Origin of the sequence: Rhizobium sp. AN6A (assembly GCF_900215635.1) — a bacterium.
Lineage (GTDB): Bacteria > Pseudomonadota > Alphaproteobacteria > Rhizobiales > Rhizobiaceae > Agrobacterium > Agrobacterium tumefaciens.
Genome location: NZ_OCNC01000004.1, coordinates 2,374,321 through 2,385,765, shown reverse-complemented (window position 1 = coordinate 2,385,765; position 11,445 = coordinate 2,374,321). Strand labels below are relative to the sequence as shown.

At 61.0% G+C, this 11,445-nt stretch carries 8 protein-coding genes; 3 read left to right on the top strand and 5 right to left on the bottom strand.

All coding sequences use genetic code 11. The features are described 5' to 3' along the window. Window positions 1-111: 111 nt before the first annotated feature. Window positions 112-672, top strand: coding sequence for a hypothetical protein (locus CRO62_RS24320; protein ID WP_097102397.1), 561 nt, complete (start codon window positions 112-114; stop codon window positions 670-672). Window positions 673-686: 14 nt separating this feature from the next. Here CRO62_RS24320 and folK read toward each other — a convergent pair whose 3' ends face one another. The 3 genes from folK to folP form a co-directional block, all read right to left on the bottom strand. Further along, on the bottom strand, window positions 687-1,202 hold the full coding sequence (folK, locus tag CRO62_RS24315; RefSeq protein WP_097102395.1) for a 2-amino-4-hydroxy-6-hydroxymethyldihydropteridine diphosphokinase: 516 nt from the start codon (window positions 1,200-1,202) through the stop codon (window positions 687-689). A 4-nt stretch (window positions 1,203-1,206) separates the two neighbouring features. After that, complete coding sequence (gene folB / locus CRO62_RS24310) at window positions 1,207-1,572, bottom strand: dihydroneopterin aldolase (RefSeq protein ID WP_003502532.1); 366 nt, start codon at window positions 1,570-1,572, stop codon at window positions 1,207-1,209. Between the two features lie 77 nt (window positions 1,573-1,649). Continuing rightward, entirely contained in the window at window positions 1,650-2,435 is a 786-nt protein-coding gene (folP, locus tag CRO62_RS24305) for a dihydropteroate synthase (RefSeq protein WP_097102393.1), read from the bottom strand. Window positions 2,436-2,614: 179 nt separating this feature from the next. Between folP and CRO62_RS24300 the strand changes: the two genes are divergently transcribed. Then, the gene (locus CRO62_RS24300) at window positions 2,615-3,241 is read left to right on the top strand and encodes a DUF922 domain-containing Zn-dependent protease (RefSeq protein ID WP_097102390.1); all 627 of its coding nucleotides are present in this window, start codon (window positions 2,615-2,617) and stop codon (window positions 3,239-3,241) included. 308 nt (window positions 3,242-3,549) lie between these two features. Here the strand turns inward: CRO62_RS24300 and CRO62_RS24295 are convergent, their stop codons facing one another. Then, entirely contained in the window at window positions 3,550-3,870 is a 321-nt protein-coding gene (locus CRO62_RS24295; RefSeq protein WP_003512782.1) for a 2Fe-2S iron-sulfur cluster-binding protein, read from the bottom strand. 127 nt (window positions 3,871-3,997) lie between these two features. Next, window positions 3,998-4,366: an Hpt domain-containing protein gene (locus CRO62_RS24290; protein WP_097102388.1), complete on the bottom strand. Its 369-nt coding sequence runs from the start codon at window positions 4,364-4,366 to the stop codon at window positions 3,998-4,000. A 479-nt stretch (window positions 4,367-4,845) separates the two neighbouring features. Between CRO62_RS24290 and CRO62_RS24285 the strand changes: the two genes are divergently transcribed. Further along, window positions 4,846-11,397 (top strand): hypothetical protein, encoded by a 6,552-nt coding sequence (locus CRO62_RS24285; RefSeq protein ID WP_097102386.1) that lies wholly within the window; start codon window positions 4,846-4,848, stop codon window positions 11,395-11,397. Window positions 11,398-11,445 lie beyond the last annotated feature (48 nt).

Here is an 11,445-nt window from a genome sequence, read left to right as displayed (position 1 = left end):
CTCAAAAGGTTACGGACGAAGCTGTAAATAAAGCCGAAATAAACCAAGCATTAACCATTCCGCCGGTAGATTGCCGCTTATCGAACAGGCTTCTTCGCCGGGGAAAGTATCATGTATTCGCGCTTCTTTTCGCTTGTGGGCGGACTTGCCGCCATATTGTCCGTCAGCGGTGGCTTTGGCCTGTCTGACGTCCATGCCGCATCGCGCGATCGCGACGACGTGTTTTTCCGCTCCGTTGCCGGAAGCTGGAAAGGTCCGGGCGAAATCGTCGCCGGCAAGTACAAGGGCACCAAGTTCACCTGCGACCTGACGGGCGAGCCGCTCGACGACAAGCAGACGGGCATCAAGCTCGCCGGCACCTGCCGCGTCGGCGTCTTCAGCCAGCCCATGTCCGCGGTCATCAGCCAGAAGGGCGGCTCTTACGAGGGCAAGTTCCTCGACGGCGCCGAAGGCAAGGGACTGGACATCATTTCCGGGCAGGTTAGCGGCGACAAGGTCGTTGTAGGCATCAATCGCGCCAAGCTCAACGGTGCCATGGTCGCCCGCGTGTCGAACGACAATTCGATGAACATCACCATTTCCGTCAAGGTCGCCGACCAGATGATCCCGGTTATCGGCGTCACACTTGCGCGCGACATCGACCAGATCGCCGTCGGTTCGATCAAGCCGTAAAACCTGCGGTCTTTTCAGCCATCGCCAAGCGGGAGTGTCCACCACTCCCGCTTTTCGTTTGCGCTGATGATGCCGGTTTTATCCGCCTGCCGCAGCCATTCCCGCACGGGCTTGCCCCGGACATCGAGATCGGGCGCGATATCGGCTAGCGGCATCAGCACGAAGGCACGCTCCGTCATGCGCGGATGCGGCACTTCAATGCTTTCCGTAACGACAATATCATTACCGTAGGTCAGCACGTCGATATCGATGGTGCGTGGCCCCCAGCGCTCCGTTCTGACCCGTTTCATGCCCTTTTCGATATCGAGGCACAATTGCAGCAGCGCGGGTGCTGAAAGCGAGGTTTCGACCAGCGCACAGCAATTGAAAAAATCCGCCTGGTCCGTCTTGCCCCAGGGCGGCGTGCGATAAAGCCCGGAGACAGACAGCACCCGGCAATCGCTGTGCGCATCCAGTTCGCGCAAGGCTCTGGCCATCGCAGCGGCGGGGTCACCGATATTCCCGCCAAGGCCTAATGCAGCAACTGTCATCCTGTCAGGCACGGTGTTCAACACTCACCTGCGCATAGTCAAGAATGCCGGGAACCGGCGCAGAGGGCTTTCGAACCGTGATACGCAGCCAGACAATCTGCGGATAACGCGCGCGCAGGGCCTTGGCGATATCGTTCGCGAGGGCCTCGATCAGGTAACGGCGCTGGCCGACGACGATCTTTTCGATAACGGCGAAGGCGACGCCATAATCGACGGTATTTTCGATATCGTCGGTTTCGAGCGCGTCACCCGCTTCAACCTCCATCTCGGCATCGACGAAAAAGCGCTGCCCCAGCACTTCCTCCTGCTCGAGAAGGCCATGACGGGCGAAAAAGGAACAGTTTTTCAGAATAATGGTGTAGCGGCTCATCGCATCGCCTCCATGGCGGGGTTATACCGGAATAGCCGGCCTCTTTTAAGGCATGCGGCACTCCGGCATCTATTGATCTATGCATCGGGCCTTGCCGACGCTTTGGCAAGAACCGCGTCGGCAATTGCCAGCGCATCGCGTGTTACGGCGACATTGTGCACGCGAAAAATCGCGGCACCCGCCAGCCTGAGGATCACTGTCGTCGCTGCTGTTCCGATATCGCGTTCGTGGGCCGCATCCCTGCCCGTCAGCGACCCGATGAACCGCTTGCGCGACGTCCCGGCCAGAACAGGCAGGTCAAACGCGGCAAGTTCGCCAAAGCGCGCCATCAGCTCGACATTTTCACGCTCGTCCTTGGCAAAACCGAAACCGGGATCGAGCACGATGGCGTCGCGGGCGATTCCTGCATCTTCCGCGATCTCGAGCGAACGATTGAGAAATTCGAACTGATCCTCGATGACATCGGCGCGCTTCTGCCTGTCGCGCCCGGTATGCATGATGCAGACGCCCGCGCGCGCGGCGGCAACCACGCCCGCCATGTTCCCGTCCTTCTGCAGGCCGAAAACATCGTTGACGATATGCGCACCCGCCTCGATCGCCAGCCTTGCCGTGGATGCGCGGTAGGTGTCAACGGAAATCAGGACATCCGTCTCGCGACGCAGCCGTTCGATAACCGGCAGCACGCGATCCTGTTCCTCACCCTCGGTCACCTCGGCCGCGCCCGGGCGGGTGGATTCGCCGCCGATATCGATGATATCCGCCCCCTCCTCAACACAGGTCAGGGCATGGGAAAAAGCCGCATCAACGGCAAGATAACGGCCGCCATCCGAAAAGGAATCGGGCGTCGCATTGACGATGGCCATAATACGGCCACGTCCATCAAGTTTCAGGGAGCGACCATGGGCCGCTTGCCACACATTGCTGCCGGCTGTTATCACGTAACACGCGCCTTTCGGGAATAACGGAGTGTTATGCCAATTCTTATAAGTTCCGCTCCGCCTATGCAGCAAACGTTTTTCAAGTTCAACCGGAAGGCCGGGTTATGACCATATCTTCACGTGCTCTTTGCGCCGTTTTCGCTGGCGCATTAGCCCTTTCCATGCCCGGATCGGCCTTTTCCGAAACCATCGTCAGCAAGACCTATTCCTATTTTTCGATCAACGGTAAAACCGCCGCTGACCTCGACAAGCAGCTTTCCAAGCACGGCCCGCTGACGCGCAACACCGGCGCGCGCCATCCCGGTGCCACCGAGATCAAATTCGGCGGCGAACTCACCTATGTCGAGAAAAACGGCATGTGCAGCGTTGGAAGCACCAAGGTGTTGCTGAACACCCGTATCCTCCTGCCGCAATGGAAAAACCGCCGCCGCACCACGGCGGAACTGGCCTTCATTTGGGATACGCTGCTTGCCGATATCAAGCGCCACGAGGAACGGCACGCGGAAATCGCCCGCAGCCATGCCCGCTCGCTTGAAAGGCAACTGACGGCGCTTCGTCCGCAAAAAGACTGTGAAACGCTGCAGGCAATGGTTGGCAAGATTACCCAGACCGTCATGGACGAGCACGACAAGGATCAGTTGCGCTTCGATATCGTGGAATCCAAAAACTTCGACGCGCGCATGACCCGGCTTTTGAAGAACCGGATCGAACAGGGCCAGAACCGGCGCTGAGCAGCCTTTCGCCCCATACCCCCCTAGACGCGAAACGCAACGCGAACATGACGTTACGTCATGTTCGATATCACCCGTGACTTCTCGTCATGGTGCGGTCGCCAAGACTCATTGTAGCTTGTTCATATGGTTTTTAACGGTGGTGATCCGCAGGGGTCCGGCGTTCGAAACCACCTCCGGTTCTCCCGGTGCGCACTTGAGGCTCGCAGGTGTTTCCTCCCTCGCTTGCATGCTGCGTACCCGCCTCGCCCCGCTCCCCGCTAACAGGTGAGCGGGGCTTTTTCTGTGGCGTATAATGCGGCTTGCCGTCAGCCTTGACGTTCGGGAACGTGAACGACAAGGCCGTCAAGCTCGTCCTTCATCTTGATCTGACAGGAAAGACGCGAGGTCGGGCGCACTTCGAAGGCGAAGTCCAGCATGTCCTCTTCCATCGGCTCGGGTCCGCCGACGCGTTCCGCCCATGCGTCATCCACATAGACATGACAGGTCGCACACGCACAGGCGCCGCCGCATTCCGCATCGATGCCGGGTATGGAGTTGCGCACGGCATTCTCCATGACGGTGGAACCGTTGCTTACGTCAAGTTCATGGGGCGTGCCGTCAAAGGCAACAATGGTCAGTTTTGTCATGCCGGAGATCCAAAATGGTGTCTAAGAACTGTTCTAAACAAACACATAGAAAGGCCGGTTGGCCTTGGCAACCCGCTTCTCGCAGGCGCCAAGCGCAACCGGCCCTGTAAAACAGACTGGGTTCGCCTTAACGGCAGAGCTTGAGGATGAAATTTTCCGCTTCGACAATCGCTGCCGCAAGTCTGGCTAGAGCCGCGCTATCGTTGCCCTTGTCCTCCACTGCCGCCGCCGCCGTGGAAACGGTGGAGGCACCAACCGCCTGCGCGGCCCCCTTCAGACGATGGGCGGTTGCCTTGACGGTCTTGTCGTCAGCGCCGGCCATTTCATGCAGGGCAGCACGGGCGTTACGGCTGAAGAGTTGCAGCACCTCGATTTCAAGTTCCTTGTCGCCCATCGTCTGGCGGGCGAGATGTTCGAAATCGATTGGTCTTGTCGCGGCGGCCGGCGCACCACCAAAATTATCCGGAGCTTCGAAAGCAATACTGACGGCTGCCATATCTGAAATTCCTTTGTCTCGCCGTTTCCTGTTTCGTGTCACATCTGTGTCGTATTTACGCATTGAAGCCGGTGCTATCAGCTTAAATTACGGCGTGACGCGGGCGAAAATCTTCTGCTATGGTTAATTTATGTTAAACTTATGCGAAACAAGGCGTTCAGCGTGAAACTCAGGTTTAAAAACTGTTAAAAAGCCGACACTTCGCTGCCGCGGCAAACCCGCATTAATTGTTTCGAACACCTAAATGTGTCACTACGGTACTGCCGCTCCGACGAGGCTTATGCTCAAGCTTTGTTATTCCGGCACAGTGATGTAATTTCGCCCGAAAGCTGGACCACCAGCAATTCGGGATTGGTAATGGCGGAATTGTTCTCTTTAACGGGATAATGTTCTGCTGGCATGATGGCGGCAGTCCATTTGCGGGTCGCAGATGGTCAAACGGCATGAAGCCGGGCGTATGTGTAACGAGGCGTAACCGCATGGCGAATAACAAGATCAGCGACTCTGTCGACGAGACTGCATTTCAGGCGTTGGAAGACGCCCTGCAGCTTGGTGCTTTCGAAGACAAGCCGGAATCGCGGAAGACGACAGCGCCAAAGCAGCCGGAGGCCAGATTGAAGGAAGCAAGCAGACAGCCCCCTGCTCCCGAGGCCGCGCGCGCGCCTGCCGAACAGGCGCCCAAATCCCCCAATCTGGAAGCTGCCAACGACGGCTCCAAGCGCAGCCCGGCCATGATCCTGAAATCGCTCGAAGGCGGCTCCATCGGCGGCGCGCTCAGAAACGCGACGATCATGTCGGTGATCTGGGCGCTCGGCGGCCTCGGCATCGCGCATCTTATCTACGGCAGCGCACTCTGGAACATCGGCTCGGTTGCCGATCTCGCCGCAATACCTGGGCTGATGGCGATCGTCGTCGGCATCGTCGTTCCGATCATGCTGTTCTTCGCCTTCGCGATCATGATGGCGCGTGCCCGCGATCTGCGCAACGCTGCCCGGTCGATGGCAGAAGTTGCCCTTCGTCTTGCTGAACCCGAAACTGTCGCCTCCGACCGGATCATGTCCGTCGGCCAGGCGGTTCGCCGAGAAGTCTCGGCCATGAACGATGGCATCGAGCGCACCATTGCCCGCGCGACGGAACTCGAAACGCTCGTCCATTCTGAAGTCAACGCGCTTGAGCGCAGCTATGCAGACAATGAACTGCGCGTGCGCAGCCTCGTGCAGGAACTGAGCGCCGAGCGCGACGCCATCGTCAACCATGCGGAGCGCATCCGCTCCTCCATTGTCGGCGCGCAGGAACAGATAAAGGAAGAGCTTTCCATCGTCGGCGAAGAGCTTTCGATGCGGCTTTCCACCACCGGCGAGGCCTTCGCCTCGATGATCGACACACGCTCGGCCGCGCTGCTCGAAAAATCGCGCGCCTCGACCGAAGCGATGGGCAGCCTGATTGCCGCCAAGACCGAAAACCTGCTTCAGGCACTGAATTCCTCGGGCGCAACGCTATCGAGCGAATTCGACATGCGTCTGCACAACCTCACCTCGACGCTGGACGAGCGCGGTGAAGTGCTGCTTGAACGCTTCGCGATCCACGCCTCGACGCTGGACAGCGGCGCGGAAAGCCTCAACAGCGCACTCGAGGAACGCACCCGCCAGCTCAACGAGACCCTTTCCACCCGCACGCTCGAACTCAACCGCAATATCGATCGCGGCCAGCAGATCATCGGCGGTTCGCTGGATAACGTGCTCGACAAGCTGTCCACGACGCTTGAAGAAAAAGGCCTGTCCTTCCGCCAGAGCCTGCAAAGCACGGCTGATGACGCGATCATGGATCTCGATCTTCGCTCCGGCCTCTATGAAGAACGCCTGCAGGCGACGGTCGGCCAGGTCAACTCCGCCTTCGACGAACATGTGGCGGATTTCGCCAGTGCCTTCGACCAGCGCGCCGGCAGCCTCGACAGCAAGCTGATGGAGAGCCTCGCCCGGATCAACGAAACGGTTGCCGGCGGCTCCGAAGCCCTCGATACCTTGCTGACCAGCGGACTTGAGCGCATCGGCAACACCATGACCGATCAGTCGCTTGCACTTGCAACTGCACTGGGCACCGGCCAGGAAATGCTCGAAAGTGCACTTGAGACCCGCACCCGCGCGTTCAGCGACGCAATCGGCCAGCGCACCGCTGAAATCACCGATGCCTTCGCCAATTCGCACGAGAAGATCGACGGCGTACTGGCGGAGCGCAGCAATGCCCTGTTTGGCGCGCTTTCGGCGAGCCAGGACCGTTTCGACGAGGCGCTTGCCAGCCGTTCGCTGGCCATTACCGGCTCGGTCTCCGGCACGGCGGAACGCCTTGCCGCGATGCTCGATGAACGTGCAGCCGCAATCAACAGCGTCGTTGCCGATGTCGAGCGCCGCCTTTCGGAAACGCTCGAAACCCGCGCCGCCGCCATCACCGGCGCCGTTTCCGGCATCGAGGACCGCATTTCCGATACGCTGGAAAGCCGCACGGCTGCCCTGCACGACGTCGTATCCGGTGCGGAAAACCGTATTGCCGAGACGCTGGATGGCCGCACGGCCGCTCTTTCCAGCGCCATTTCCGGCGTAGAGGAACGCATCGCCGACACGATGGACAGCCGCACGCTGTCGCTCGACATGACCTTCGCCAACGTCGAGGAGAGGCTGTCGGAAACGCTCGACAACCGCACCTCCGCTCTGACCGCCATTGTCGCAAGTGCCGAAGAGAAGATTGCGGGCGCACTCGACAGCCGCACGTCCACCTTCGGCGACGTGGTTGCCGGTGCCGAGAGCCGTATCGCGGAAACGCTTGATGGTCGCACGGCAGCACTCAACGCCGTCGTTTCGGGGGCTGAAGAACGCATCGCGGATGCACTCGACAGCCGCACCATGGCACTCGACATGGCGTTTTCCGGCGCCGAGGAAAAAATTACCGAGGCACTCGATACCCGCACCGCCGTCCTTGGCGAATTGGTGGCCGGTGCCGAGACGCGTATCGCGGAAACGCTTGATGGCCGCACGGCAACGCTTAACGCCGTCGTCTCCGGCGTTGAAGAACGCATCGCGGATGCACTCGACAGCCGCACCATGGCATTCGACATGGCGTTTTCCGGCGCCGAGGAAAAAATTACCGAAGCGCTCGATACCCGCACCGCCGTTCTTGGCGAATTGGTGGCCGGTGCCGAGACCCGCATTGCCAGCGCACTCGACAGCCGCACGGCTTCGCTCAAAAATGTCGTATCCGGCGCGGAAGAGCGGATCACGGACGTACTCGACAGCCGCACCATGGCGCTAGACATGAGCTTCTCCGGTGTCGAGGAAAAGATCGCCGACATCCTCGACGGACGCACTGCCGCGCTTCACTCGGCGGTTTCCGGGGTCGAAGATCGTATTGCCGATGCTCTGGACAGCCGCACTGCCGCCCTTTCCGGCATTGTCTCCAGTGCGGAAGAACGCATCGCGGACGCACTCGACAGCCGCACCATGGCGCTCGACATGACGATTTCCGGCGTTGAGGAGCGCATCTCCGAGGCGATGGATGCCAGGACAGCATCACTGTCGCTTGCGGCCGCAGGCGTCGGACAGCGACTGGAATCGACGGCTTTCACGCTTGAAAACGCACTTGCCAGCGGCCACGAGCGGCTGGAGACCATGCTCGGTTCGCAGGCCGAACGCATTGCCGGCTCGCTTGAGCGCAATAGCGGCCTGATCGAGCAGAGCGTCTCCGGCGCGGCCAACCGCATCGAAAGCGTCGTGGAAGACGGCAGCAGCCGTTTTGCGCAGACGGTGGAAGAAGGCGTCTCCCACCTCGAAAACAACCTCTCGCAATCGCATGAGGACATCCGTACCGCGCTCGAGCAGCGCCAGGCGGATATCGCCGCGACCTTGAGCTCGGCCACGACCCAGATGGGCGACATGCTCTCCGAACAGGCGATGATGATCGGCACCACCGTTGCATCCAGCGCCAGCATGCTCGAACTCTCGCTCGAAACCCAGCAGGAGACGTTGCAGAAGGCCATAGACGGCAGTGCAGCCACGCTGGAACAGCGTCTTCGCAACAGCGCCGGCGATATTGCCGTCAAGATCGGTGAGGCCGCCCGCGAAATTGGCGGTGCGACCGATGCGCTCTCCTCGCGGATCGAAACCTCGATTGGAAGCGTCACGGGCAGGCTCGACGAGACTGGCACCCGCATCGAAACTTCGCTCGGTGCGCTGCAGGAGCGTGTGTCGAGCGATCTCGGCAACGTCAACACCTCTATCGAGGATGCCGGACGTCGCTTTGCCGACGCGCTGGAAGACAAGACAGCCGCCTTCGCCCGCACCAGCGACGATGCGGCTCAACGTATCACCGGCATTCTGGACGAGCAGACGATACGGGTTGCCGACACCTTCGAAAGTCGCACCAGCCGTCTGGCGGAAACCTTCGATGCCGGTTCGGCTCGCATCGATGAACGCCTCGGCACCATGGACCGCGCGCTGACGATCGGCCTCGAAAACGTCAACCGCACCATCGAAGGCAAGGCGAGCGAGCTCGCGGTCGGCCTGCGTGGCGCGGTCATTTCCGCCACCCAGAGCATCGACGAAGAAGCCGTTCGTTCCACTGCCCTGCTTGCGAAAACCGGCTCGGAATTCGCCGAACAGGTACAGGCGCAGAACGACGCCTTCACCAAGGCGATCGAAGAACGCTCCGGCGAGATCGTCAACCGCATCTCGGATGCACAGACGCGCCTGTCCGGCCAGGCGGCAGCCGTCGCCCAGACCTTCTCCGAGGCGGGCAACATCATCGTCAACAAGGTTGCCGAGGCCGAAGCGGTCGTACGCTCGCAGGTGGGCGTCATTTCCGAGACCCTGACCGGTGTCGAATCCGCTCTCGATGCGCGCGGCGAATCCATCCGCTCGGCGCTGGACAACCGCACCCGCGAACTCAACTCGATGCTGGCCAGCCGTTCTGCTGAACTGTCGCGCCTGATCGAAGAGAAGGCAAAGCCTGTCGTCGACGAATACGCCACCATCGGTCGCGAAGCCGCCGAAAAGATCGTCTCCGCCGCCCAGCAGAGCGCCGAACTTCTGTCGCAGAGCAACAGCGGCATGGTCGGCATGGTGGAACAGGCGATCAGCGATTATGCCAATGCCGGAACCGACGCAGCAAGCAAGCTTGTCGCGGCAACCCGCCAGAGCACGGACATGCTGTCGCAGACGCATACGGCCATGGCCGACGCCGTCGAAGAAGGTATCGACAAATACACCCGCACGGGCAGCGATGTGGCAAACAAGCTCGTCGCCGCCACGCGCCAGAGCACGGATATGCTGTCGCAGACCCACAACAGCATGGCCGAAATCGTCGAAAAGTCGGCAAACAACTTCAACTCTGCGGTGGAGCGCGCCGCGCAGGAATTCGGCACGGCCGACGAAGCGTTGAACGCATCGGCCACCCGCTTCTCCGAATCCGCCTCGCAGGCCGCCGACATGGTGTCCAGCTCCAGCCGTCTGCTCGAAGGAAAGATCGATCGTCTGTCGAATATTTCCGGCCAGACACTGGCGCAGGTTGCCGGCATCGTCGGACGTTTCGAGGAACATTCGAAGGTGCTGAGCCAGGCGTCTGAACTGCTCAATGCCGCGCAGTCGAGCCTTGTCGGTACGCTGGAAGAGCGTCAGGACGCACTTCGCAGCCTGTCCGTCGGACTCGTCAAGCGTTCCGAGGAAATCGAAACCGCCATGCGCGGCGTCGTCAGCGTGGTGGAAACCACGCTCAACGAGGCCGAGGAGCGTTCGCAGAACGTCGCCGGCAACCTGCGTGACAATCTGCAGGCATCCTTCTCCGATATTGGCCGTTCGCTCGACGAGACGGAACAGCGCGCCCGCTCGGCAGCACAGACCATGCGGGGCGCCCTGCTCGCCGCTGGTCAGGATGCCAGCCGCTCGATCGAAAGCACGCTTTCCGACGCGCAGAAATATTCCGACGAGCTGGTCAACCGCCTGCGTGGCGGTGTCGAATCCTCGCTTTCGGAAGTCGACAACCTGCTCGGCAGTGCCTCGGAAAAATCGAATGCCGCCGCCGCCAACCTCAAGGAAACGCTGCGTCAGGCAGTTGAGGAAGCTGTCAGCCGTTTTGCCGGCGCGACGGACGAAATCCGCCGCTCCAGCCACGATATCCGCCGCGAGCTGGATGCGACCCGTGCCGAACTGAAGCGCGGCGCGTTCGACCTGCCGGAAGAGGCCAAGGAAAGCGCCGCAGCGATGCGCCGCGCCGTTTCCGAGCAGATCAAGGCCCTGCAGGATATTTCCCAGCTTGTCGGACGCTCGACCCAACAGATGGAAGTCTCCGAACCCGTCGCCCGCGCCATTGCAGCAACCCAGCCTGCCGCTGAGCGCCGCGTCGAGACGCGTCCGCAGCCGGCAGCAGCCGCGCCGGTACAGCCACCACGTCCGGCTCAGCCGCAGCCGGCAGCCGCACCCGCCTTGCGTGGCACCCTGCCGCTTGAGAACCGCCAGGTCGAAAACCGTCAGGCGCCTGCCCCGGCCCAGACGGCTGCGGCCCCTGCCGCACGCCGCGAAGAAGGCGGTGGCTGGATCAGCGATCTTCTGCGCGGTGCCTCGCAGGAATCGGCCGCCGCTTCCGCACCCCGTGCAAGCGCCGATCAGCAGCCGACCCGTGCTGCCGACACCCGTAATCCGCGTCACATGGTGGAATCGCTGAACTCGCTGTCCGTCGACATCGCCCGCGCGATCGATCACGATGCCTCGGTGGAACTGTGGCGCCGGTACCAGCGCGGCGAACGCGACGTCTTTACCCGTCGCCTCTATACGCTGAAGGGCCAGACGACGTTTGACGAAATCAAGCGCAAATACGAGCGGGAAGCCGAGTTTCGCACCGCCGTGGACCGCTACATCACCGATTTCGAAAAGCTGCTCGCTGATGTCGCCCGCACGGACCGTGACCGGACAGTCACCCAGTCCTACCTCACCTCCGATACCGGCAAGGTCTACACGATGCTTGCCCATGCGGCGGGTCGGTTCAACTGATCTCTGGTTAAGGCCAGAAACAATAAAACCCCGGTCATGGCCGGGGTT

Excerpts from the sequence above, each read along its gene's own strand:
- CRO62_RS24320 (WP_097102397.1), top strand. The coding sequence starts at position 112 with ATGTATTCGCGCTTCTTTTCGCTTGTGGGCGGACTTGCCGCCATATTG.
- folK (WP_097102395.1), bottom strand. The coding sequence starts at position 1,202 with ATGACAGTTGCTGCATTAGGCCTTGGCGGGAATATCGGTGACCCCGCC.
- folB (WP_003502532.1), bottom strand. The coding sequence starts at position 1,572 with ATGAGCCGCTACACCATTATTCTGAAAAACTGTTCCTTTTTCGCCCGT.
- folP (WP_097102393.1), bottom strand. The coding sequence starts at position 2,435 with ATGGCCATCGTCAATGCGACGCCCGATTCCTTTTCGGATGGCGGCCGT.
- CRO62_RS24300 (WP_097102390.1), top strand. The coding sequence starts at position 2,615 with ATGACCATATCTTCACGTGCTCTTTGCGCCGTTTTCGCTGGCGCATTA.
- CRO62_RS24295 (WP_003512782.1), bottom strand. The coding sequence starts at position 3,870 with ATGACAAAACTGACCATTGTTGCCTTTGACGGCACGCCCCATGAACTT.
- CRO62_RS24290 (WP_097102388.1), bottom strand. The coding sequence starts at position 4,366 with ATGGCAGCCGTCAGTATTGCTTTCGAAGCTCCGGATAATTTTGGTGGT.
- CRO62_RS24285 (WP_097102386.1), top strand. The coding sequence starts at position 4,846 with ATGGCGAATAACAAGATCAGCGACTCTGTCGACGAGACTGCATTTCAG.